The sequence below is a fragment of the Peptococcaceae bacterium genome (assembly GCA_024655825.1).
Lineage (GTDB): Bacteria > Bacillota > Peptococcia > DRI-13 > PHAD01 > JANLFJ01.
Genome location: JANLFJ010000011.1, coordinates 61692 through 86323, shown reverse-complemented (window position 1 = coordinate 86323; position 24632 = coordinate 61692). Strand labels below are relative to the sequence as shown.

The 24632-nt window shown below is 49.0% G+C and carries 25 protein-coding genes; 11 read left to right on the top strand and 14 right to left on the bottom strand.

What is annotated here, in order from left to right; all coding sequences use genetic code 11:
- Both NUV48_06215 and NUV48_06210 read right to left on the bottom strand, forming a co-directional pair.
- Positions 1–202: hypothetical protein (locus tag NUV48_06215; protein MCR4441731.1), on the bottom strand; the 202-nt coding region annotated here is incomplete at its 3' end.
- Positions 203–226: 24 nt separating this feature from the next.
- The gene (locus tag NUV48_06210; protein MCR4441730.1) at positions 227–1003 is read right to left on the bottom strand and encodes an NRDE family protein; all 777 of its coding nucleotides are present in this window, start codon (positions 1001–1003) and stop codon (positions 227–229) included.
- Between the two features lie 420 nt (positions 1004–1423).
- Here NUV48_06210 and NUV48_06205 point away from each other — a divergent pair, with 420 nt between their 5' ends.
- On the top strand, positions 1424–1894 hold the full coding sequence (locus NUV48_06205; GenBank protein MCR4441729.1) for a ribonuclease H-like YkuK family protein: 471 nt from the start codon (positions 1424–1426) through the stop codon (positions 1892–1894).
- Between the two features lie 133 nt (positions 1895–2027).
- On the opposite strand, the gene NUV48_06200 is transcribed toward NUV48_06205, so the two are convergent.
- The 3 genes from NUV48_06200 to NUV48_06190 are packed head-to-tail and all read right to left on the bottom strand — an operon-like array spanning position 2028 to position 5897.
- Complete coding sequence (locus NUV48_06200; GenBank protein MCR4441728.1) at positions 2028–3431, bottom strand: ABC transporter permease; 1404 nt, start codon at positions 3429–3431, stop codon at positions 2028–2030.
- On the bottom strand, positions 3418–5202 hold the full coding sequence (locus NUV48_06195) for a hypothetical protein (protein MCR4441727.1): 1785 nt from the start codon (positions 5200–5202) through the stop codon (positions 3418–3420). The genes NUV48_06200 and NUV48_06195 overlap by 14 nt, the downstream gene beginning before the upstream one ends.
- Complete coding sequence (locus NUV48_06190) at positions 5199–5897, bottom strand: ABC transporter ATP-binding protein (GenBank protein MCR4441726.1); 699 nt, start codon at positions 5895–5897, stop codon at positions 5199–5201. The genes NUV48_06195 and NUV48_06190 overlap by 4 nt, the downstream gene beginning before the upstream one ends.
- Before the next feature lie 125 nt (positions 5898–6022).
- Here NUV48_06190 and NUV48_06185 point away from each other — a divergent pair, with 125 nt between their 5' ends.
- A complete protein-coding gene (locus tag NUV48_06185) occupies positions 6023–6325 on the top strand; it encodes a GDYXXLXY domain-containing protein (protein ID MCR4441725.1) in 303 nt (100 codons plus the stop codon).
- A 175-nt stretch (positions 6326–6500) separates the two neighbouring features.
- Here the strand turns inward: NUV48_06185 and thrC are convergent, their stop codons facing one another.
- The 3 genes from thrC to NUV48_06170 all read right to left on the bottom strand — a co-directional run bounded on the left by thrC (position 6501) and on the right by NUV48_06170 (position 9837).
- The gene (gene thrC, locus NUV48_06180) at positions 6501–7997 is read right to left on the bottom strand and encodes a threonine synthase (GenBank protein ID MCR4441724.1); all 1497 of its coding nucleotides are present in this window, start codon (positions 7995–7997) and stop codon (positions 6501–6503) included.
- A gap of 102 nt (positions 7998–8099) precedes the next feature.
- Positions 8100–8960, bottom strand: coding sequence for a polysaccharide deacetylase family protein (locus NUV48_06175; GenBank protein ID MCR4441723.1), 861 nt, complete (start codon positions 8958–8960; stop codon positions 8100–8102).
- A gap of 70 nt (positions 8961–9030) precedes the next feature.
- The gene (locus NUV48_06170) at positions 9031–9837 is read right to left on the bottom strand and encodes a lipid II flippase Amj family protein (protein ID MCR4441722.1); all 807 of its coding nucleotides are present in this window, start codon (positions 9835–9837) and stop codon (positions 9031–9033) included.
- Between the two features lie 265 nt (positions 9838–10102).
- Here NUV48_06170 and larE point away from each other — a divergent pair, with 265 nt between their 5' ends.
- The 7 genes from larE (at position 10103) to NUV48_06135 (ending at position 16647) form a co-directional block, all read left to right on the top strand.
- Positions 10103–10909, top strand: a complete 807-nt coding sequence (gene larE / locus NUV48_06165; protein MCR4441721.1) for an ATP-dependent sacrificial sulfur transferase LarE — start codon at positions 10103–10105, stop codon at positions 10907–10909.
- A gap of 21 nt (positions 10910–10930) precedes the next feature.
- Complete coding sequence (gene larB, locus NUV48_06160; protein MCR4441720.1) at positions 10931–11695, top strand: nickel pincer cofactor biosynthesis protein LarB; 765 nt, start codon at positions 10931–10933, stop codon at positions 11693–11695.
- Entirely contained in the window at positions 11692–12921 is a 1230-nt protein-coding gene (larC, locus tag NUV48_06155; GenBank protein ID MCR4441719.1) for a nickel pincer cofactor biosynthesis protein LarC, read from the top strand. Before larB ends, larC begins: the two co-directional genes overlap by 4 nt.
- 169 nt (positions 12922–13090) lie before the next feature.
- A complete protein-coding gene (locus tag NUV48_06150) occupies positions 13091–14920 on the top strand; it encodes a DUF4153 domain-containing protein (protein MCR4441718.1) in 1830 nt (609 codons plus the stop codon).
- A gap of 345 nt (positions 14921–15265) precedes the next feature.
- Entirely contained in the window at positions 15266–15433 is a 168-nt protein-coding gene (locus tag NUV48_06145; GenBank protein ID MCR4441717.1) for a hypothetical protein, read from the top strand.
- Positions 15434–15574: 141 nt separating this feature from the next.
- Positions 15575–16132, top strand: coding sequence for a chromate transporter (locus tag NUV48_06140; protein ID MCR4441716.1), 558 nt, complete (start codon positions 15575–15577; stop codon positions 16130–16132).
- Positions 16132–16647, top strand: a complete 516-nt coding sequence (locus tag NUV48_06135; GenBank protein ID MCR4441715.1) for a chromate transporter — start codon at positions 16132–16134, stop codon at positions 16645–16647. The genes NUV48_06140 and NUV48_06135 overlap by 1 nt, the downstream gene beginning before the upstream one ends.
- A gap of 1 nt (position 16648) precedes the next feature.
- Here NUV48_06135 and NUV48_06130 read toward each other — a convergent pair whose 3' ends face one another.
- From NUV48_06130 to NUV48_06115, 4 genes are all read right to left on the bottom strand, one after another.
- On the bottom strand, positions 16649–18775 hold the full coding sequence (locus NUV48_06130; GenBank protein MCR4441714.1) for an ATP-dependent RecD-like DNA helicase: 2127 nt from the start codon (positions 18773–18775) through the stop codon (positions 16649–16651).
- 18 nt (positions 18776–18793) lie between these two features.
- A complete protein-coding gene (locus NUV48_06125; protein ID MCR4441713.1) occupies positions 18794–19324 on the bottom strand; it encodes a C-GCAxxG-C-C family protein in 531 nt (176 codons plus the stop codon).
- A gap of 104 nt (positions 19325–19428) precedes the next feature.
- Entirely contained in the window at positions 19429–20142 is a 714-nt protein-coding gene (locus NUV48_06120) for an N-acetylmuramoyl-L-alanine amidase (protein MCR4441712.1), read from the bottom strand.
- Positions 20143–20258: 116 nt separating this feature from the next.
- Complete coding sequence (locus NUV48_06115; GenBank protein MCR4441711.1) at positions 20259–20714, bottom strand: Hsp20/alpha crystallin family protein; 456 nt, start codon at positions 20712–20714, stop codon at positions 20259–20261.
- Between the two features lie 290 nt (positions 20715–21004).
- Here NUV48_06115 and NUV48_06110 point away from each other — a divergent pair, with 290 nt between their 5' ends.
- Together NUV48_06110 and yfbR are read left to right on the top strand one after the other, a co-directional pair.
- Positions 21005–22075, top strand: a complete 1071-nt coding sequence (locus NUV48_06110; protein ID MCR4441710.1) for a mechanosensitive ion channel family protein — start codon at positions 21005–21007, stop codon at positions 22073–22075.
- Between the two features lie 111 nt (positions 22076–22186).
- On the top strand, positions 22187–22765 hold the full coding sequence (gene yfbR, locus NUV48_06105) for a 5'-deoxynucleotidase (protein ID MCR4441709.1): 579 nt from the start codon (positions 22187–22189) through the stop codon (positions 22763–22765).
- A gap of 9 nt (positions 22766–22774) precedes the next feature.
- Here yfbR and NUV48_06100 read toward each other — a convergent pair whose 3' ends face one another.
- Both NUV48_06100 and NUV48_06095 read right to left on the bottom strand, forming a co-directional pair.
- On the bottom strand, positions 22775–23944 hold the full coding sequence (locus tag NUV48_06100) for an ABC transporter permease (protein MCR4441708.1): 1170 nt from the start codon (positions 23942–23944) through the stop codon (positions 22775–22777).
- Positions 23945–24622: an ABC transporter ATP-binding protein gene (locus NUV48_06095; protein MCR4441707.1), complete on the bottom strand. Its 678-nt coding sequence runs from the start codon at positions 24620–24622 to the stop codon at positions 23945–23947.
- Positions 24623–24632 lie beyond the last annotated feature (10 nt).

The window sequence follows — 24632 nt, the reverse complement described above, 5'->3', positions numbered from 1 at the left end:
CGTTCCTTTCAACGCTTGTGCTGTTTGGCCCCCTGAACATAGCAATTAGCTCAAAAAAAAGAACAAACCAAATAACGGCTGCGGCCAGCCCGGCATACCTAGCCGGTGTGAGTCGCGTCAGGTCAAGCTCATAGAGCCAGGCCATCATCAAAATAAGGAACAGAAGGTCGGAAGCACTGATCCTTTTTGTTTTTTTCGCCATTATTTAAACACCCCTGTTTCGTAATTAAGGAGTTGATACATCAAACTCGAAAACGACTTCTTCCCACTCTTTGGGGTTGTGAGTGTGGAAACTCCTCTCAAGAAAGACAACGTGTCCCTTCCTATCCATTGTGATTATACTCGATGAACGTGTTCCGTAATTCTTGCCAGCTATGAAAATTGAAGACAAAAGGCGTTCCCACTCCAGGTCTACCCCGGTAGAAGGGAGTTCCTCGTCCGGAGCCGGCTTCCCGTCAGCCAGAATGCTAAAAAGGGGCTCTGGATCAATGCTGCCACTTAGCTGCAAGTATTTTTCCAGGGCGTTTTTCCCTTTGACCACTTTGGGCCACGGGGTATCAAGCAGGCTGTTGCTTAAACCGTAAACGCCAGGACTAAGCTTTCTGATCCGGTTTTCAGTCTTACCGTAATAAAACAGCGAATTCCTGTCTCCCACCAGGAGATTAAAAGCATTATAGAGTCCCCTTTCGTCTCTCACCGTTTCCAGGTACTTCCGGGGCTGCTGGTTTTCGCGCAAAAAGCGGCTCACCAGTTCGCCCCGCGACTTCGCCCCCTCCATGTTTAAGGCTGGATTGCGAAAATTCGTAACAGCCGCGAAACGCCCGTTTCGGGTTATACCAAGCCAGGTTCCCATTTGTTCCAGGTCGCGCCCGGCGAGAATCCACGGGCAGTCCTCCCAAAAGCGGGCGGCAGCAGTAGGACGTTCATAGAACTCGTCCCTGTTAGCCGCTATGACCAAGGAATAGGCAGGATGATGCTGGTAGGCTATCAACAGAAGGCACATCCGAAATATTCACCACTTTTTTACCCGCATTTTTATTGACACCTCATATTATAAGTAGTAAAATCATTTAGTACAATGTGGTCCTAAATTTTTATACTAACCAGAGGAGGAAGCAATGATTGCCTTGCTCAACATCGCCGCAATTTTCCTGGTTGCTTCGTATGTCGTAAAAAGAATTGGCAATGAAGCCTGATTCTTGATACATAATGAACCCTCCGGGAAATCGAGACAGCCTGCCGCCTCTTACGGTAGGCTGTTATCGTCGGTTGGCAGAAATTACGAATAAAACTTATTCGGTTCCGATAATAAAGAGTTGCACCATGTGCTATAATTAATAATAAACCTTAGAAGGTGATTGCCATTTATTCCGTCAACATGGCTAAGGCCGGCCACACATTTCGCAACACGCGGCAGGAAAACTTGAGCTTCCAGGAAATGTTTGACAGGATTCTTAATTTCATCAAGGACGACCCTACGGCCTCTTACCGCATTGCCATCGGAACAGACTCGCAGGTAAGAACAAGGTCTCATTTCGTGACGGGAATCCTTGTACACAGGGTGGGCAAAGGAGCCGTCGGCTTTATCAGGGAAGTGGTAATCCCCCGCAATATAAAATCGTTACGAGAAAAAATAAGCCTGGAAACGGCCTTCACGCTTGAAGTCGCCTACATGTTCACACCCGACCACCTCAATGTGATCTTTGACACTATCCTTTCGCACGGGTTGAAGCATCATCTGGACCTGGAAATCCACCTCGACATCGGGCAGAGCGGCCCTACTAAAGAATTAATCAAAGAAATGGTCAACCGCGTCAGCGGCCTGGGCTTCGATGTGAAAATCAAACCCTTTGCCACCGCGGCCAGCAGCCTCGCCAACCGGTATACCAAATAAAGCGCAGGTATTCCGCCTTCCTCCCGTCCTTTCTTGTTTTTTATCCATTAATAAAACCCTGCTGCCACAGGCACAGGGTTTATTAATGGGCGAGCCCGAAGACGGGAGCTAAAAGACAAGTCGCCTCGCCATATTATTCGTTTCTAATCGCGTTAATCGGGCTCAGCCGCACAGCCCGATAAGCCGGGTACAAGCCCGCCGCTATCCCCACCATAACAGAAAACGCCAGGGCAAAAAGCGCGAGCCACGGCGGTATCAATGAAATCCCGGTAGTTTCAGCGCCGGGAGGCATGCCCCTGTTCATGAAATCTCGGCTTAACTGGTTAATTACATAAGAAACCACATAACTGACCACCAGGCCAAAAGCCCCACCGAAAAAACCGATCAAGCCGGCTTCCGCTAAAAACAATGCGTGGATGTCCCGGAAGGAAGCGCCGATAACTTTCATAATGCCGATTTCCCTGGTCCTTTCATAAATAGACATGATCATCGTGTTGGTTATGCCCAGGGCCGCCACCAGCAGGGTAATGCTTCCGATGCCGCCTAAAATGGCCTGTATGGTTCGCGAAGTCTTTTCAATGCCCTCAAGCTGGTCAACCATGGACCAGGTGCTGTAACCCAGTTTTTTAATCGTTTCGGAAAGCTCTCGCGACTGTTCAACATTACCGGCGCGCACAAGTATGTAGTCATACGCGTCCGGATCTCGCTGGGCAGCGTTTTGTCTGCTGGAAACCATGCCCGTCGCACTCCTGGAAACCATCGCTTTACCCTGCACGACTCTGGTTATTGTTCCCTGGTTTCCGGTGGACATGTATCTGCGCATCCTCCTTAGGTCCTCAATGGGAACAAAGGCCTCGCTGGAATTCTCAGTCCTTTCCCCTTCGAGGATTCCAACCACCAGGAAATTAAACAGCCTTTTATTCTCCCGGTTGCCCGTGTACATGGTCATCGAAACGCGCTGGTTAAGCATCTCTGACGGGTCCTGCTCCTCTCCCTGGGTCAACCGCTGCCCCGTTATCCGGCCCTCCCTCATCATCCTGATAAAAGCCTCGTCACGGAAGCGGTTGATCACATCTTTACCTACAACCATCACGTTTCTATCATTTTCTTCCAGCAGCCTTCCCTGCCAAGCAGTAAATTCCAGCTTGGCCATGGTTTCCGGCTCCAGGCCAACGAGGGTAAGGCTCCCCCTCTTCCGGCCGAACCGTGCCTCACCTCCGAAATAATAAGCAGGGGATACGGCCACAACACCTTCCATGCCTTTCAGTTCCTCCACCGCTTCATCATTGAGCTGCTTTCCTTCTTTGAGGGGATTGCCTTCGTCGTCAAAAATCATCCCTTGCTGGACCCGGATCATGGTCAGGCTCCCCCACCGCTCCATGTTCTGGCGCTGCATTTCGTTGAGACCTATCCCCAGGGAAAGCATGACCACAATGGATGTTGTCCCGATTACCACACCCAGGGTAGTCAAGATGGTTCGTATTTTCCTGCGCCACAGGTTTTTCTGCGCCAGCCCCAAAAGGTCAAACCTGTTCATCAAAGAACTCCTCACCTGTTTTTTTCTTTTTCAGCCGCCAGATGTACACTGTTTCCAGGAGAATAAACAAAACCAGCAGTATGTTAAACCAATGGGTTCTTAAAAACGCCAGGATTCCGCCTTTCTGCGGTGTGCCTACCTTTACCTGCGTTCCCGTCCTTGTACCGGTTATTCCCGGCTTTGCTGCCTCCCCGTTCATGCCGGGCTGCAAAACAGGGCGGTCTTGTATTTCTATCGAAAACGGTTTCTCCACCCGCACGTCCTTGTTGTTGTTGTCAATGTACGAGAACACCAGCATCCCTTCCAGTTTTCCTTCAGCCTGCGGGATGATCGTCCCCTGAAAGAAATCATTCACCCCAATATCCAGGCTGCCCACGTAATAAGTCCCGTTTTCTTTAGAAAAATCGCCCTCCAGGTTCACCATGAAATTACTCAGGGCCACTTTGCCCACATTGACAAACTCCGCCTGCAATTGAATGGGCTGGCCGACAAATCCCTGGGAAGGAACCTGCACTGAAAGCACATTCAGCTTGCATTCCTGGGTTACTGGTATATTGACCAGTTCTTCGCATTCCAGGGTCTTGCCTTTGCGGTCCTCGTATTTTATCTCCACCGGCACGATGTAGGTTTTGGCGGCGGCATTGGGGTCCACGTACAGGTCTATATCCTTTTCCACTGTCGTCTTGCCCGGAATGGAATCCAAGTAAAAGCTGTTGCTGCTGTTTACCGGCGAGAAAACCGTGCCCCCGGTGGTTGTTCTGGTACCCGTGGTGCTGCTGGTCTCCTCGATGGTGATGACCCCAAGGGATATTTTGACGTTTTTCACCGGCCGCTGGTTTGTGTTCTCAATAAACAGTTTGAGGTTCACGGTGTTTCCGGCCAGCACCTTTTCAGCCGACAGTGTATACTTTTTGACAATCACCCAGGGGGTTGCGCCAATGCCTACTTCCTCCCAGGGCAGCGGAAGATTGAGGGTCTCTTCCGCTTTACTGGACTCGCTGCCCAGGTAATCAAATTCCATGGTCAGCTTGATGGTGTTATCGCTGCGCGTGTCCTTTGCTCTTAACCGGTAGGTGACGATTTTTTCCTCGCCTTTCCCAAGTTTGTCGATATTCTTCTTGTTGCTGATCTCCCTGACCTCAAAATTATCCGCACCCTCCAGAAGCATTACAATATTGCGCGCGTCAGTAGTCTTGCTCAAGTTCTCAACCTTGATATTCACATCAAACTCCCCGGCAGGATCGGGGTACTCCGGGTTTATTCCAATCCAAGTTACCAACAGGACCGGCTTGGTTATATCAAAGGTTACCGGTACAGTTATCACCGTGACGGAATTGACAACCTCCTGCATCAAGGCGTTTTTACCCGTCAGGCTGACTACCAGCTTATAATCCTTGTTTTGTGCTGCGGAATCGACAGAAAACCTGAGCAGAACGGTTCTTGCTTCGTTGCCTTCGATTTTTTCAATGGCCGTCGACTGGCCGGATACCAAGCTGAAAGGCGCCAGTCCGTCAGTTCCTTCCACCTTGAATGATAACGCCAGATCAAATCCAGGGTTGTTGGAAATATTACGGAGTGAAATCCCCAAACTGAACTCGCTTCCTGCCACGGCCTGCTCCATGCTGGCCTTCTCTATCAGTATGATCGGGTTAATTGTGTTGATTTCAAGGGTAGCCGCCTCCAGGGGAATATAATAAGGGACTATCATTAACCATGCCGCTGCCAAGGCTGTTATAACGTATTTGGTAAACCGCAGCTTCTTTTTTCTCACGCCAGCACGCTCCTCTTTTTTATTTCCGTGATCTTTCCGTCCACCATATGAGCGACACGGTCGGCATAAGCGGCTATCTCCAGGTCATGCGTCACCATGATCAGCGTAACGCCGGACGATTTCACCTTTTCCGTAAGAATCGTCATGATTTCGGCAGACGTCTTTGTATCAAGATTGCCTGTCGGCTCGTCGGCAAAAATGACCTCTGGATTGTTGACCAGCGCCCTGGCTATACAGACCCGCTGCTGCTGCCCGCCGCTCATCTCCGTCGGCTTATTCTTCAGGCGGTCTTTCAACCCAACCTGTACAAGCAGATCACGCGCCCTTTCCATTCTTTCCTTCTTCTCAACCCCGTCAAAAACCAGGGGAAGGGCTACGTTTTCCAGGGCCGAGAGCCTGGGCAACAGGTAATAGGATTGGAAAATAAAACCCATATGCCTGCGCCGGAAAGTGGCCATGTTCTTCTCCTTCATCTTGGTGAGATTGATGTCCCTAAAGACAACGTTACCCCTGGTAGGGCGCTCCAACCCGGCCATAACGTGGAGGAGAGTGCTTTTCCCTGAACCCGATGTACCAAGAATGCACAACAGTTCCCCCCTGGAAACCTCAAGATCGACATTATCCAGTGCGGTAATAATATCCTGTCCCAGGCGGTATTTTTTGGTCAGGCTTTTTATATGTATCAATCGCCCCACTCCAGGCACCTCCAATATTATTCAGACGAAACTCCGGCCCAAAAGGTTCCGGCTATTTAAATGATACAATAAACGTCACAATAAAAGACGCGCCCTGTTAAAATCGATGGAGCGAGGTGAATAAAATGATCAACAAATTTTTTACCATAAAGAAAACCTCGCTGTTTATCCTAATCCTGTTCCTCCAACTGGCTATCCTGGCTGGAATGGTCTTCAACAACCAGCTGATCATCCTGCGTGGGGAAAGGATCACCTTAAAAGTTGAACCGGTAGACCCGCGAAGCCTCTTCCAGGGGGATTACGTCCGGCTGGAATACCCCATCAACAGGCTTAACCTGAAAAACATCGAGCATGATTTCGACCCTATTTACGCGGAAATCTCAGTCTACAAGGGCCGGGCCAGGGTAACAGGACTGGCCGGCAAATAACCGGTGCTCACTTGAAAGAAAAGCCTGGGTTTAAAACGCAGGCCTTCTCGTTTTGCCTTATATATTTAATCGATATGCAGTCTTGCATAAATTATTTAAGAATATTTTATTACTGCTTTATATATTTAACTTGTCGGCCAGTTTTATCTCGTATGCCCCGGAACAAAGAAGGAAATTAGATTCCGAGGATTCTCTCCACTTCTCCTTCCAAAGCAGTTTTATCACACACCCTTTCATGGCGAACGGGCCTTTGGGCCAGATCAAGCAGGGCCGGGTGAACGGACTGCCTCGTGGTTTCGCTCAGCTCCCGCAGGATGGCAAACTCATCCTTACCTTCCACAGACGCGCTTCCTTTGATGGCTTTCAGCACGCTGGCATTAAACTTGAACGGACTGGCCGTGGCGTCCACCACGGTTTTGCTGCCATCTCCCGTTTCCTCGACATACTTCTCGTAAACTTTCATGCCCACAGCCGTGTGGGGATCGAGTGTATAACCAGTACTGATGAAGTATTTTCTAATTGTGTCCAGGGTTTCTTCTTCACTGGCAAAACCCGCAGCGATAAAGTTGCTGATGGCTTCCATTGTTTCCCTGTCCGCAGTGAAACGCCCCGTTTTGTTCAGTTCGCTCATCCACCGGGCAATCCTCTCCCCGTCATGACCAGTGATTTCATAGAGGAATCTTTCCAGATTGCTGGAAACGAGGATGTCCATGGAAGGACTCATCGTTTGCAGGAAGTGGCGAGCCCGGTTATAAACCCCGGTGTGGAAAAAGTCTGTCAGGACCCTGTTTTCATTGGATGCGCAAATGAGTTTGTTCACCGGAAGTCCCATCGCGGCAGCGTACCACCCAGCAAGGATATTGCCGAAATTGCCGGTTGGCACAACGAAATTGATCTTTTCGTTTTCTTTTATCTCTTTTCTTTCAAGCAAATTGAGATAAGCGTAAACGTAATACACGATTTGCGGCAGAAGTCGGCCCCAATTGATGGAATTGGCGGAGGAAAGCTCCCAGCCGTGTTTTTCCAGCCTTCTGTTAAACTCCACACTGCCGAATATCTCTTTCACCGCGCTCTGACAGTCGTCAAAATTTCCCCTGACGGCCACCACGTATGTATTATCACCGTCCGTCGTCGTCATCTGCAGTTCCTGCACCTTGCTCACTCCCTGGTGCGGGAAAAAAACCACGATCTTAATGCCGGGAACATTTTTGAAACCCTCCAGCGCCGCCTTGCCCGTATCGCCGGATGTGGCCACCAGTATAACGATCTCCCTGTCCGAACCAACTTTTTCGAGAGCCTGCGACAGGAGATGAGGCATAACCTGCAGGGCCATATCCTTGAAAGCCGCGGTGGGCCCGTGCCAGAGCTCCATTACAAAGGTCTGATCGTTGATTTTTTGCAGAGGGACAATTTCCGGGCTGTCAAACCGCCTGTCGTTATAGGCCAGTGCAATGCTGTTCCTTATTTCTTGCCGCGTATAGCCGTCCAGGTACAACGCGAGTATACTTTCCGCCACTTCCTGGTAACTGGCCCCTTTTAAGGCTTGAAAATCCTCAAGTTTAAGGCGCGGGACCTCAACCGGCACAAAGAGCCCGCCCGCAGGAACCATCCCCAGTTTGATGGCGCGGGCGGCTGGTACTTTTTCATAATTATCCCTTGTACTGATATACATGCCAGACTCCTCCCTCTATATCTTTTGTCTAATTGTACATCATTATTTCGACAGGGGCCATACACCGTATCATTTTTTTACGCATTGTTTGCGGCCCCTATTTTATTTCTTATACGGTATATTGAGCAGCTGGGGAACGGTTACAAACTCATAACCCTCTTTTTTCAATGTTTTTATAACGTCGCGCAGCGCGCCGACCGTACCGGTCAGGTTTTCCTTTTCGCTCCCCGATGAATGCTGCAGGATGATGCTCCCTTCTTTTACATTTTCGAGTATATTGTATTTCACCTGCTCGGCGGAAAGGCTTTTCCAATCCAGAGAATCCACATTCCAGGCAATAACTTTATAGCCGTACGAGGCGATCAGTTTTACCGTTTCGGGCTCAAGCGACCCGTAAGGCGAACGAAAAAGCGCCGTCCGGTAGCCGATAAGATTTTTGAGGGCTGATTCCGCTTCTAACAGCTCCTTTTTCACCTGCTCCGGTTTTAGCTTGGCTATATTGGGATGTGTCATGGAGTGGTTTCCCACAACGTGGCCTTCTTTCACCATTCTTTTCACCACCGCCGGAAAAAGTCTTGCCCGGTTCCCGATGAGAAAAAACGTTCCTTTAACTTTCTCCGCATTGAGAATGTCCAGGATCTGCGGTGTATACACGGAATCAGGCCCGTCGTCAAAAGTAAGAGCGACCTTCTTTATTTTTTGCGGTCCTTCCCTCAAAAAAAGATTCGGGAAGAGGGAAGCAAGGTCGACAATCCTTCTTTGCGGGAAGCCCCTGTTGTCCCGTTCCGGCCCACCCGCCAGCATAAATCTTGCATCCAGTTCCCCAGGGGATGGCTCTTTCAGTTCCGGCCTCAAATGAGGTTCATTGGGAACAAGTCTTAATTCGTATCGGCCGTAATACAACAATAAAGCGACCAGCCCAAAGGCAGCAAGAACCAAAAAACCGGCTGTTTTCCTTTTCATTTTTTCACCTCACCATTATCTTTACCAGAACGGCGAGGCGATATTACATCATGACATCAGCAGATCCTTTTCACGCTATCAGCCGGGTCAGAAAAACAATGACCCCGGCTGCAGGAAGCAGGAGAAACTGGGCAAGCAGGGTCCCCACGAACTTACCTGCGGCCAAAAAGCCGATTGCCGTCTTCAATTCGCTCTCGCTCCTTTTCCCTTTCAGGGTATCGTCCTGGATCATGGCTGAAACCGGATCCACCACAGTAACCAACAGGATGGTGGCAATTCCATTGATGATTCCGGATAGTTGGCTGGCCGTAAGGCGGTAATCGGGAAGGAGGTATCCTGCATAAATCGCTGAGAGGACTCCAACGGAATAAATAGCGACCAGTAAAGGATTTGTAATGATAAAGGTTCTGGGCAGGCTGGTCCATTCCATGGCTTTGAGGTGTTTAAGCCCTGCCAGTGGTAAATGGGCTGCTTTTTTAATGTTTTCAGGCCGGAAAAAGCCAAATATAACCACCGGAACAGAACGGGTTTTTTCCATCCTGATAATCCCCCAGGTAAATGCCCGCACGGCCAGGGGGATAAAGAGAATGCCCAGCATTACGCCCAAGGAACTGGCAAGCAGGATGTTTCTGAAAACAGGCAGGATCGCCATCCCTGTTCCTGTCTGCAAGTAACTGTCAACAATGCTGGCGACGAGCGGCAGCTGCACAAGGTTTGCCGTGCGGGAAGCCAGCGCCACAATGTTAAAAAGCGACATGGCCAGCGAAGGGCTGCGGGTTCTCACCCCCGCCAGCCGTGCTCCGAAGGCCAGGGTATCAACCATATTGATAAAGGCCACAAGTCCCATTACCACTCCCAGGCGCAAAAACACAGTCACAGCCTCCTTGACCCACATTTGGCACTAAATATCCTACACAAAACGTTGGTGGAATACAGCTATAGATTATGAACCAGGAAAACACTTTATGCCTGAGACACAGCGGCAATGCGCCGTCTCGGCAAGCAGTCCGTCCGCGAGTGTGGGCGTTAGTGTTGACACCACCAACCAGGCGATGATATATTAAGTCTTGAAGCGACCATGAAGGTTCATCCCAAAAACGACGGGTTTGTCCTTTCATGGTTTTTTTAACGGGGTGCGACAAATGGATAAGCTTTTAAAGCTGAAAGAAATCATGCAGGACGCAGGCAGCGCGCTGGTTGCTTTTTCCGGCGGGGTGGACAGCACCCTGCTTTTGGCTGCTGCTTTACAAGCCTTAGGCAGCGCACAAGTTCTGGCCGTTACTGCTGTCTCCGAACTGGTAACCACGGAAGAAATAGATGAAGCCCGGGAAACGGCAAAACAACTGGGTGCGCGTCACCTGGTCATGCACACCGGCATCCTGGACAAGCCGGAATTTACGGCCAACACGCCGGAACGCTGCTACCACTGCAAAAAACACCTTCTCGGTCTCTTGCTTGATATTGCCAGTAAACATAACCTGGCCCGGGTAGTTGAAGGCTCCAACCTGGACGACCTTTCCGACTACAGGCCGGGTTACCAGGCTGTCCGGGAAATGGGCATCTTGAGTCCCCTGCAGGAAGCAAAACTGGGCAAGAATGAAATCCGCATGCTGGCTCAAAGGCTTGAACTCCCCGTTTGGAACAAACCTTCCCGGCCTTGCTTGGCCACTCGTTTGCCTTACGGCACCCCTATTACGCGGGAAGCCCTGGAGCGAGTCAGAAAAGCCGAGGAGTTCCTCTTTACCGTCCTGGGAGAACGCCAAATAAGGGTCCGGGATCACGGTTCACTGGCCCGCCTGGAGGTCTCGCCCCAGTATTTCCCCCAGGTAATAGAACCGTCCACCGCTGCAGTCATCAGCCAGGAACTCAAACGCCTCGGCTACGCTTACACAGCCCTCGACCTTGCCGGTTACCGCCAGGGAAGTCTAAATGAAAAATTGCAACCATAATTCATGACGGGGGGAAATGTTATGCGCGAACAGCTAATAGAACTTCTTAACTCGGTAAGGGCAGGAAACATCAGCATCGAAGACGCCTGCGAAGCGCTCAAGGAACTGCCGTTCAAGGACCTCGGCTTTGCCAGGGTTGATACCCACCGCCACCTTCGCCAGAAATTCCCTGAGGTTATATACGCCCCGGGAAAAACCGTCGATCAGATAAAAGAAATCGCGGCCAACCTGGCGGCCATAAGCAGCAACATCCTGGTCAGCCGGGCCGGCGAAGAGGTTTATCATGCCTTGCAGGAGACATTTTCCCGGGTCGAATACCACCCCCAGGCCCGTATGGTGATTATAAACCGCCGGACGGGGAAAATCAACAAGGGACTGATCCTGGTTATCAGCGCGGGAACTTCCGACCTGCCAGTGGCCGAAGAAGCCGCCCTCACCGCCGAAGTGATGGGGAACAGGGTCGAGCGCCTTTACGATGTGGGCGTAGCAGGCATTCACCGCCTGCTGGCCTATATAAACAAAATACGGGAAGCTAATGTTCTCGTTGTCGTGGCGGGAATGGAGGGCGCGCTGGCCAGCGTTATAGGAGGCCTTGTGGCCAGGCCTGTTGTGGCCGTTCCGACCAGCGTGGGATACGGCGCCAATTTTCAGGGACTTTCCGCCCTGCTGGCCATGCTTAACAGCTGCGCCGCCGGGGTAGGCGTGGTGAACATCGATAACGGGTTTGGGGCCGGCCGCCTGGCAGCCCTGATCAATGAAGACAGGGATGAGGAGATGAAAAAATGAAAACCGCTTATTTTGATTGCTTTTCCGGCGCCAGCGGGAACATGATCATTGGGGCCTTCCTGGATGCCGGCGTTCCCTTGGCTGAACTGGAAAAAGAGCTTGCCGGGTTGGACCTGGACGGTGAATATAAACTTGTTGCCAGGCCCGTAATCAAATCTGGCCTCAGGGCCACTTATTTCGACGTTGAACTGGCCGGGCACCACCACAACCACGTGGGCGGCGGCAAGAACCACGGGCACCGCAGCGTGAACCGGCACCACCGGAACTACCCGGAAATCCGGGCTCTCATCGAATCCAGCCGTTTATCTCCCGCCGTTAAGTCTCTCTCCCTCGAAATCCTCAGACGGCTCGGTGAAGCGGAGGCAAAAGTCCACGGCTGTGACTTGCAGGATGTTCACTTCCACGAAATCGGGGCTGTCGATACCATCATAGACATAACCGGTGCCGCTTTTTGCTTGTACTATCTGGGAATAGAAAAAATATGTTCTTCTCCACTCAATGTGGGAAGCGGTATGATAAAATGCGCCCACGGACATATGCCCGTTCCCGCGCCCGCCACGGCGGAACTGCTAATAGGTTCCTCCTTTTACAGCACCAGTATCCGAGGCGAACTTCTGACACCCACCGGAGCCGCCATCATTACCACCCTGACCAGGGAGTTCATCCCCCTTCCCGCCCTTACCGTCGAAACCATCTCCTACGGGGCGGGAACGTGGGACCTGGAGATCCCCAATGTCCTGCGCCTTTTTATCGGCAACATGCCGAGCAGCTATTGGGAAACCGACACCTCAACGATAATCGAAACCACCATTGACGACATGAACCCCGAATTTTATTCCCACATGATAGACAGGTTGTTCCAGGCAGGCGCGGTGGACGTTTTCATGACCCCTGTTTATATGAAAAAAAACCGGCCGGGTACCCTGATCACCGTTACAAGCAACCTCCCTGACCACCAGCCTCTGTTGGACATTATTTTTACCGAATCAACCACCATCGGTGTGCGCATGCACCAGGCCAAGCGCTTCAAACTCAGCAAATCCAGCCATTCTGTGGAAACACCGTATGGTCAGGTTCGCATCAAGCTGGGCCTGATGGGCAAAGAAGTAAAGAATATTGCCCCCGAATATGAAGACTGCCGCCTTCTTGCCGAAAAAGCCGGCGTTCCCTTAAAAAATGTCTACCAGGAAGCCCTCTCCCTGGCCTATCGATTGTTCAAAGAATGAGCACCCATATGTCAGGCATTCCCGATAAAAAAGATTGAACATACAATAATAACCACCAGGGAAATACTTAGCAGAATCAGTTTTCTATGTTGAAATGACATCCAGGGTATTATCATTTTCATGTCTAATATACAACATAGCCCTTTAAAACATATGAGGTGAATTCACGATGATCTCTAATGAAAAAAATAACAAGACTGTTGCAGGTCTTGTCTTAGTCTTGCGCAGGTATCTAGGATTTAGTGTTCATGCGTTTTCTATTACTTTCAGCAGGTTTCCTGTCACCCTGCTTCTTTTCTTTGGGTTAGCGGCAATAATTATTTACCGGATTGAAACTCCCCATGAGCAGTTAAAGAATATCAACGTTATCCTTGACAGGTTAAGTGGAGTTATGGCCATGGGAATCCCCTTTTCCCTAAGTATTGCCTTATTAATAGAGAAATTTGGTCAGGAAAAAAATTTCATATTAAGAATGAGCTCCTACCTCGCTGAATTAGTATTTTTATCTCTATACTACCTGTTTTTGTTTACCGATACTAATATGGTTGCGGTTACGCGATTATTAATGGTCACACTCGCCATGCTCCTTTGTTTCTTTTTTATTCCTTACCTTCCCCAAAGAAATAATTTTGAGATTTATGTTACCAGCATTATTACCAGAGCTGCTACAACGGCTTTTTATACCGTTGTTTTGGCGTTAGGCCTGGTAGCCACCCTTTTTGCCATCAAATCCTTACTGTACAACGAAATGAATTCAAAAATATATGGAGAAACCTGGGTTTTAGCCTGGCTAGTCTTTGTCCCGGTGCATTTTCTTTATAACCTGCCCTGCCGGAATGATAATTTTACTATCGAGCATTTTAACAAAATAATCAAAATAATGCTCTTGTACATTGTTTTACCCATCATCTCTATTTACACCATAGTTTTATATATTTATTTCACCAAGATTATAGTCACCCATGTCTGGCCTAAAGGGATCGTCTCCTACCTGGTGGTTTCCTACACGGCTGCGGGAATTGCCGCCATCTTCCTGGTTTCACCTTTCAGGGAACAAAACAAATGGGTAAAGGTGTTTACTGCTGCCTTTACCAAGCTGATATTTCCCCTTCTTCTCATGATGTTCATCTCAATTGGTATACGCATAAGTGAATTCGGTTTCACTGAAAATAGATACTTTATACTCATAATTGGCCTATGGTCAACTTTTGTGATGGTTTTTCTCAATATTACCAAAGGGAAAAACAATACAATGCTCCCGATCAGTCTGGCGGTGATTGCCCTCTTAACTGTTTTCGGTCCCTGGAATGCCTTTGAAGTCTCCAAGCTTAGCCAAAGCAATAGGTTTTACCAGATTGTTTCAAAGTACGATCTGATTCAAAACGGAAAAGTCGTTGCCAACAGCCGACCCGTCGAAACACGGGATCAACGGGAAATCAGCGGAATATTAAGATACTTTGAACGGTATCATAAACTCCATGATTTAAAGTACCTCCCTGCGGGTTTCACCATGGCTCAGATGAAGGATACCTTTGGTTTTTCCGAGGTTTATGGCGATGTTAGAACCGATAAATATTTTAACTATTACCGGGACAGGTTCTTGCCTTTATCAATTTCTGGATATGATCTCCTTTTCCGGCTGGAGTCTTTTAGATATCATGCCGATATAAAAGAAATCAACACCGCAAAAGGAACAATCCGATTGCTGCTTGAGAATGGGAACTACCTGACCTTGTTTAGTAACGATAGGAAGGTCTATGAGTATGATCTATTGAAGTATGTTCAAACGCTGTATGATAAATATGGCACTAACATAGGAGAAAGGCCAAAACCCGTTGGAATACCAAATGACAGGCCGGAAGACATGGTTTTGACAGATGAAACTGCCACAGTGAAAATTATGATAGTCTTTCAGAGTATTGACGGGACAGTAAACCCGGATAATAACGAGCTTAGCATTAACAGGATTGAAGGAGATATTTTTGTTACTATAAAATAAAAATGGGTTATAACGGTTTAGTGTACCTGTAGCCAGGGGATACAGGTTATTCAAACCGACAAAAAAACCCGCCTTTGGGCGGGTTTTTTTGTCGGGGCAGTTTACCGTCATGCCCGGGACAAACTACAGCAGCCCTCCTTGCAGTGGGCAACTTCTCTCAACATCCAGTGCTTCGTAAACATGACAGACCTCCTTTCTCCTTTGGACAACCGTTGCCTGTAAGGTTGTTTTATGATAATTGCTGTACTTTTATTTGACTCTATTATACTCCTGGCACGACTATAAAATCACTTCGAATTTTACTACAAAACTAACGCATACTAAATTACGGGAGGTGATTCAAGCATGCCAAAGGATACCACCGGCTGGGCGGTCACAGGAGTAGGCGCGGCGGTGACAGGGATCGGCGCCCTGGTGGGAGGAACGCTGGGAGCGGGTATTGCGGGCTTTGGGCTGGCCCACGTTGTCCTAGGTATTCTGGATAATTTCAGGCCCATTGTTCGGAAAAGATAAGACAATATTTCAATAACGGGCTGAGCCGTCCCGTGAACAACCGTTAAGGGACGGCTTGTTTTTTTCTTATGCAAATAATTTATTCATTATATCAAAATAGCTGTATAATAAATTAAGTAAAAACATCAAACGGTGAGAAAAATGCTAAAACTTTATTTACGCCTATTTTTATCGTTCTTTACGATCGGCAGCTTTACATTTGGCGGCGGCTTTGCCATGATACCCCTTATCGAGAGGGACGTGGTGCAAAAGTACGGCTGGATGAATTCTGAAGAATTTGTGGATATGATCGCCGTTACCCAGTCTGCCCCGGGGCCAGTAGCCGTCAATTCGGCTGTGTTCATCGGCTATAAACTGGCCGGCCTGGCAGGAGCCGGCATCGCTTTGCTGGGAGTTACGCTTCCTTCTTTTTTAATCATACTCTTGATAGCCCTCTTTCTGGTTGCACAGGAAAACCAGGTAATCCTGCAAAAATTCTTTGCCGGCGTCCGACCGGCGGTAGTGGCTTTAATCCTGGGAGCAGGCCTCAACCTGGGGCAAAAGTGCATAAAATCATCATATGACTTCCTGATTAGTATTTTGTGCCTTGCCGTTCTTGTTTTTCTACCGGTCCATCCAATTCTCTTGATCATAACTGGTGCCGCTTGGGGTGTTGGTCGTTACCTTTTCTTAAAAAGACGTGAAGGTGAGAACTGCTGATGCTTCTTGAACTTTTTTTAACCTTTGCCTTTATAGGCGCCTTTAGTTTTGGCGGGGGTTATGCTATGCTCCCTCTTATCCAGAAAGAGGTTGTCTTAAATCACCACTGGCTCACCATGCACCAGTTTGCAGATATACTGGCTGTCGCGGAGATGACCCCCGGCCCGGTAGCCATCAATACGGCCACCTTTGTAGGATTCAAAACAGCCGGGGTTTGGGGTTCGGTCTTTGCCACTTTTGGTGTGGTCTTCCCGTCTTTCATCATTATTGTTTCCCTGGCCGGCCTTGTTCTCAAGTATAAGGATACCCCGGTCTTTCAAAGCGCTTTCGGCGGCCTGCGTCCCGTAGTTGTTGCGCTGATTACAGGAGCAGCCGTCCTGGTAGGCAAAGAGACCATCAGCAGCCTGCTGCCCCTGGCCTTCGCGGCAGTTGCCCTTGTTCTGATGAGATGGCTGCGTATCCACCCCGTCTTACTCATCATTTTATCCGGTTTGCTCGGAATTCTTGTTTTTTAAACTAAAGTCTTCGGGCCAGGAGAGTATTCCTTTTTTCCACTTTATTATTTTTAAGGGCAATGGCCAGCGCTTTTTTAGACCCGACCAGAACCAAGACCTTTTTTGCCCTGGTCACGCAAGTATAAAGCAAGTTCCTTTGCAAGAGCATAAAATGCTGTGTCAATAACGGCGCAACCACAATTTTGAACTCGCTCCCCTGGCTTTTATGGATGGTAGCGGCATAAGCCAGGACAACCTCGTCCAACTCAGTTAAATCATACTCCACCTCTTGCTGGTCAAACCTGATTGTCACTGTCCTGTCTTCCTGATTTATCCCCGTTATCCTGCCGATATCCCCGTTGAAAACGTTTTTGTCATAGTTATTCTTCACCTGCATGACCTTGTCAGCCAGCTTGTATTTCACACCCCCGTAGAAAACGCATTTTTCGCCGGGGTTCAGCGTTTCCTGCAGGATTTCGTTGAGATTCCTTGTTCCTGCTTCTCCCCTCGTCATCGGTGCGAGAACCTGGATGTCGTCAATTGGGTCAACCCGGTAGTAAGCAGGAAGCCTGCTTGAGCAAAGGTTTTTGATGATCTCGACCACCCTGGCGGCATCATTTTCCTCGATAAAAAAGAAGTCGCCTTCCTTCTCGCTCTTTAACAGGGGAAAATCTCCCCTGTTTATCCTGTGAGCATTTGTAACAATCATGCTCCCCTGGGCCTGCCGGAAAATCCTTTCCAGCCGGACAACCTTCACTTTTCCAGAATCGATCAAATCCTTGAGCACGCTGCCCGGTCCCACCGAAGGAAGCTGGTCGACGTCACCTACCAGGATAACCACCGCACTATCCGGAACCGCCCTGAGCAGGTTGTACATCAAAACAATATCGACCATAGACGTCTCATCAATTATTAGCACATCGCAGGCCAGCGGATTACCAGCATTCTTCTGGTAGCCGTGTGGAGGCTTGAATTCCAGGAGCCGGTGAATGGTTTTAGCCTCCATACCTGCGGCCTCGGATAACCTCTTGGCTGCTCTTCCGGTAGGCGCCGCCAGCAGTATACGGGCCCACATTTTTTCAAAAACTTTGATAATGGCCAGCGTTGTCGTTGTTTTTCCCGTGCCAGGTCCCCCCGTCAGCACCATGAATTTGGAAGCGGCGGCAGCCCGGATGGCCTCCACCTGCGCCCTGTCGTAGACGATGTTATTCTCCTTTTCAACCTGCGCTACTATCTCGTCAACCCGCTCAGGATTGTATTTACTTTTATGACTTAAGATTTCCTTTATTCTCCTGGCTGTGCCTTCCTCGCTGAAATAAAGAGATGGTAGGTAAAGAGCGTCCTCTTCGTCCAGAATAAGGGAGTCTTCAGCCAGCATTCTGTCTATCGTTTTGCTGATCGTTTCAGGAGATATTTCCAGGAGGTTCTCCGCCTCCTTGATTAGCTGGTCACGTCTCAGGTAGCAGTGGCCTTCGTTGGACATCTGGTTTAACACGTAAATCAAGCCGGCACGGCATCGAGGATAAGATTCCCGCTCGAAGCCCATCTTCCCGGCAATCCTGTCGGCTGTTTTAAACCCGATACCCCAGATGTCGTCGGCCAAACGGAAGGGGTTTTCCTTCACCACCCTGACGCTTTCATTACCGTAAGCTTTGTAAATCTTGACGGCATAAGCGGCGGAAACTCCATATTCTTGGAGAAAGAGCATGATGTTCTTGATTTCCTTATGCTCCTGCCAAGCCTTCTGGATCATTTCCAGTCTCTTTTGCCCGATTCCTTCCACTTCCGTGAGTTTTTCCGGTTCCTCTTCGATGACGCGGATCGTGTCTTCTTTGAACCTTCTCACTATTCTTTTGGCGTTTACCGGGCCTATTCCTTTAATCAGGCCGCTGCCAAGGTATTTTTCTATTCCGGCAGCGCTGGCCGGTATGGTTTCGGAATAGGAATGAACATTAAACTGCCGGCCGTACTTGCTGTCATGGTTCCACTGTCCCTTGAGGCTGACCACTGAACCAACGTTTACAGCAGCCATGTTCCCTACAACAGACACCAATTCGGAAAAACCCTTGCACCTTATTTTAATAACGGAAAACCCACTCTCTTCATTGATGTAAGTGATCCTTTCAACTACGCCCGATAAACTCTCCATTTTTCCTCCCGAACAATTTCAATAACAGTATTCTTCCCAGAGCATGCCTGCCGCCCATGCCGCCGTTTTGCCAACCACATGAGGGCACTTGTCTATGTGTCCCCCCGCCTCCTCAAAGGCCTGATAATCATCTTTATCCCAAAGATTAAACGATCTCCCCATCATTTTGACCTGCACATCCCGGCAGATACAGCTGCCAAACTCATGAACAAAACTTTCAAATACTCGCTTTGACAAACGATAGGCCTTCCTGGGTTTTTCATCAAATCTTTCCCGCTCCCGGCCAAACAACGAAGAAATGACCATCATCGCACCACACAGCGCACCGCACGTTCCCTGCCCAAGCAGCGCACCGCCCCCCGCCAAACCGTACCCTGCTTTAAAAACCTCGTTGTCTACCTCGCCAAAAATATCCTGAAGGGCAGCAATCACACACTGGGGACAATTGCCGAAATCCCTCTCGTAACCAAAACCAAGTTCATACGCTTTTTTCATAATCTCTTCTTTTGAGGTTCCGGTTAATTCCGCCGTTCTTTTTGCCTCTTTCAACAAAACTACCCCCTTGTCATCGCTTGTTTTAATTTTATCATCCTTGAACGGTTATTTCACTTGTTTATTGAATTTGAAACGTGTTAATACGTACTCCCAGTCAATCAAACGCCTGCTTTCTTATTGAGCAGGGTTAGCATCCTGTCAAGAGCGCTGGCCTGTTCATAGCGGGTGACAGTTTGGTCGCCCTTGAAAGTGCCGTCAGGATAGCCGTTCATTATACCCGCTTCATAAACCCTTTCCACGGATTGGGCAGCCCAGTGGTCAGGTGGAACATCGGAAAAAGGCCCTGCTGGTTTTGAAAGCTCCAAAAAAAGCCGGTCCCACGGGAAATTGGGGCCAGGACAGTTTGCCCTTGACACGCTGTCAATCCGGTAATGCCCAATAATTGTATCCCTGTTCACCTCCAGGTTAAATATTTCCACCAGCCACTTGTGAAGAGCAAGGGTTGCCTGGAACTGGGGTTCGGGCATTACGTCCCCCGGATGTCCTTCGTGTTCTATACCAATCGTGTACCAGTTTGGATTGATGTCCGGCTTGAGAAGAGCCCAGCTTGGCTCGTCCACATTGCCGGCGTGCCAGGCCACATCCCCAAGACTCACATACTGGTGGATTTCCCCGTTTTTGCCCACGCCAAAATGCGCACTTGCTCCGCCGCTCTTTTCATTATTAAACCAGGCATCCGTTCCCTGCAGTGTGCCATCCATAATATGATCAACAACCGCGATGACCTTATGCCCGTTTCTTCCCTTTGTTCCCCGCGGGGAGCCAAAAAAAGGGGAGCCAATCCATTTTATCTCCGGTTTTTCGGCCCTCATCTCGCATCTCCTCCTTCTGCTCGTGCTTGTGCCTGGTATTTATTTTATTAGCTTTTTTGCATCTTAGAATAACGGCATAGAAAAACCGCCGGCATGATCGCCGGCGGCAATGATCATTACTTGATTTCTATCTTCTTCAATCTCTTTCCTTCCGGTTTTTTCTTGGGGAGCACCAGTGTAAGTATGCCGTTCTCCAGCTTGGCGGTAGCCTTTTCCGGGTCAACATTGGCGATGGAAAAACTTCTAGACATCATGCCGTATTTCCTTTCCCTGCGGATATAGCGCTCGTTCTTTTCATCGATTTCTTCGTTTCTCTTAACCGAAATGGTCAACATGTCTTCGTCCAGGTCGATGCCAATCTCTTCCTTCTTGACGCCCGGCAATTCAGCCTCCACAATGAACTCGCTGTCCTTTTCCTTTACGTCCACTTTCATTTTCCCGCTTCCCGCGTAAAGAGACGGCCAGAGCGCATCGTTAAAGAAATTCTCAAAGACGCTCTCCAGGTCAAAAATACTGGCTGGCTCCCGGGTCAAACTGGTTTTTCCCCTTCTGAAAGGAATCAGATCGAACATATGATCCACCTCCCGACAATTTGTGTTTTATATGGTCATTTATTGACCATATTTGACCTTTGTTTATATTATATATTACCAACAGGTTCAATAGGCAAACGCTTTTTTTACCCATTTTCGAGCATGTAAACCAGGATTGTTTGACCTTTCCTGATTATTGTTTCCTCTTTAACAATTTCTTTTAAAATCGCAGCCACTCTCGTTAAACCAAATTCCAACCAAGAAAAGCGTTGTTTGCGGCCGGTTTTTTGGGTTAATATATTTAAGTAAGGAAGAAGGAGGTATTTTCCATGAAAAGCAATATTTTCTCCGTCGCAGAAATACTGAACCAGGCCTATTTCGGCAATACACTGGCTGACTACCTTGCCGGCCTTGGCATTTTTATCGCTGGAATTATAACCATCAAAATAATTAACCACCTGATGCTGAAACGCATCGCTTCATTAGTAAAATATACTGAAACAAAGCTTGACGACTTCTTTCTTACGACTATCCGGGGAAAGATCATGCCGCTCTTTTACTACGGCGCTTTTTACCTGGGCATAATGCATCTGACTTTAAATGCATCGTTGGCCAAAGCCGTAAATTTTCTGGGTCTGGGTCTGCTTACCATAATGGGAGCCAGCTCTGTTTCATCCCTGCTGGTATACGCCTTGAGTTTATACTTGGAAAAAAAGGATAAGGACCTGTCCCAGGACTACGCGCCGAAAGTCATCCTGAAACTGGTACAGGCAGCCGTCTGGGGATTGGCTATCGTCCTTTTGCTGGATAACTTTATAGAAATAGATGCCCTGATCGCCGGATTGGGCATCGGCGGGATCGCCATTGGTTTTGCGGCTCAGGCCATCCTGCAGGACGTTTTTAGCTATTTTTCCATCTTTTTTGATCGTCCCTTCGAAATCGGGGACTTTATTATCATCGGGGAATACATGGGCACGGTCGAACACATAGGGCTGAAAACAACTAGACTTCGCAGCATCAACGGCGAACAGTTGATCTTATCCAACGGGGACCTTACCTCCTCCCGCCTGCGCAATTACAAAAGGATGGCCGTGCGGCGAGTGCTGTTCACCATAGGCGTGAAATACGAAACCAGCCTGGAGAAATTGAAAGAAATTCCGGTTTTGATAAAAAACATCATTGAGAAGATGGACGATGTTTCCTTTGAGCGGGTCCATTTCGCTTCTTACGGGAATTTCAGCCTCAACTACGAGATCGTTTATTACATAAACGACCGCGACTACAACAAGTATATGGACATCCAGCAGGAAATCAACTTCAAACTGAAAGAGGAGTTCGATAAACGCGGGATAGAATTCGCCTACCCGACGCAGACCGTCTATATAAACCAAAGCCACTAACCGGCAACTGATCTAATAAAAATAAAGTTTATCTATTTTTATCTTAAAATATTTAATTAAAAAAGGGTTATTATTACAAAAATAAAGCAAACCCGGAAGGAGGAATCCCGCATGAGCCATTTCCTGGCTTACCTTTCCAGGATGAAGCTTATAAAACGCTGGGGATTAATGCACAACATTTATTCAGAGAATATCCAAGAACACAGCCTTCAGGTAGCCGTAATCGCCCACTGCCTGGCGGTAATCAAAAACCGCTTTTTTCAGGGTAATGTTAATCCTGAACGGATCGCGCTCCTGGCCATCTATCACGAGGTCAGTGAAATCATCACCGGGGACCTGGCCAGTCCCATCAAGCATTTTAACCCGCAAATAAAACAAGTATTCAGTGGTATTGAAGAAGTCGCCCGGGAAAGGCTTTTAAACATGCTCCCTCCAGAACTCAAGCCTGATTACGCCTCACTGTTTTTTTACGGGGATGAAGACAGCGAGCACCTGAGAATAGTGAAAGTCTCCGATAAGATAAGCGCCTACCTAAAATGCCTGGAAGAACTTAAAGCCGGAAATAATGAGTTTATTGAAGCAAAAAAGGCCATCAAGGCGGAAATAGACCGCTATGATTGCCCGGAAGTCAGGTATTTCATGGACAAATTCATTCCCAGCTTCAGCCTCACCCTGGATGAGATGAATTGAACCCCAATCTCATTCGTAGCGCAGCGCTTCGATAGGATTGAGCCGGGCCGCCTTGCTGGCGGGATAAACGCCAAACACAATTCCTACCAGAACGGCGAAAGAAAAAGCGATGGCTATTACGGAGAGAGAAAATTTAACAGCGATGGAAGTAAAGAGCGCTATAAGCCTCGCCATTCCGAGCCCGGCAAAAATCCCGATGACCCCGCCTGTCGAGCTGATTACTACGGCCTCCACCAGGAACTGGTACAGTATGTGGCGTTTCTTGGCTCCTATGGCTTTTCGAATCCCGATTTCCCTTGTTCTTTCCGTCACGGTCACCAGCATTATATTCATGATCCCTATACCCCCAACCACCAGGGCGATACTGGCAATGCCGCCGAGCATCATGGTAAGCATGGCTGTCACCTGGTTGACTGTTTCCAGCATTTCCGCCTGGTTGAAGACATTGAAATTATCAGGATCCTTGAACTTGTCAGTCAAGACTTCCGTCAATTTTGACATAACCTGGTCAACAGTTTCCGGGCTTTCAGCCTGCACATAGACTCGCCTTATGCCGCGGGTTCCCACAAACCTTTCCGCCGAGGTCAGGGGAATGAGCACATTATCGTCTCCTGAACCTCCGATCGTGCTTCCCTTGCTTTCCAGGACGCCGATTACCCGGTAATTTATCCCTCTCAGCTTAATAGTTTCACCCAGGGGACTGAATTCGCCAAACAGTTCCTTGGCCACGTTGGCCCCGATAAGGGCCACTTTTTCGCGGAATTCCACATCGATGGCGCTCATTTCCCGCCCCATCGTGACGTGGGTGTTGCGCACCTCGTGATAGGACTCGTTCGTTCCCTCAACCATAATATCCTTGGTTTTATTGCCAAACTTGGCCTGGGTCTGTGTCGTTATGCTGGGAGCGACCCTGGCCACCCCCTCAAAATCTTCCCACTTCAAAACATCGTCATAAGTAAGGTAACCCGTATCACCCCTGCCCCTGATGTTTACGGAAAGAAGATTGGAGCCCATGCTCTGTATCCTTTCCGTTACCTGCTGGGTGGAACCCTCGGCCAGCGCTACCAGCACAATAACTGCCGCCACTCCCATGATCACCCCCAGCATTGTCAAAAAGGAGCGCAGTTTATTGCCCATGATGCCGTTCAGCCCCAGGCGAATCGCCTGCCAGAATTCCATTTATGTTCTCCTTTCGTCACTGACGATTATTCCATCCTGAATTCTCACTATCCGCGCCGCCTGAGCGGCGATGTCCGGGTCATGGGTAATCAGCACTATGCTGTGTCCCTGCCTGTTGAGTTCGCCAAGGGTGGCCAGGACCTCTTTCCCTGATGCGCTGTCCAGGTTGCCCGTCGGTTCGTCTGCCAGAATGAGCGGCGGGTTTCCCGCCAGGGCCCTGGCAATGGCCACCCGCTGCTGCTGGCCTCCCGAAAGTTCACTCGGTTTATGGTTCATCCTGTTCTCCAGTCCCACCCTGGCCAGCGCTTCCATGGCCTTTTCCCTTCTTTCCCTGCTGCCTACGCCCCGGTAAATCAAAGGGAGTTCCACGTTTTCCAGGGCCGTGAGCCTGGGCAAGAGATTAAACCCCTGGAAGACGAACCCGATTTTCATGTTCCTTATATCGGCCAGTTCATCATCGGAAAGCAGGCTTACCTCCCTGCTGTCCAGCCAGTACTTGCCCTGGGTCGGAGTATCGAGGCAGCCGATCAGGTTCATCAGGGTGGATTTGCCTGATCCGGAAGGCCCCATGATCGCCACGAATTCTCCTTCCTCCATCTCAAGGTTGACAGCCCTCAAGGCCGGCACCTCAATATCTCCCATTTTATAAACCTTGCTGATATCAACCATTTTTAACATCGTCTGCTCT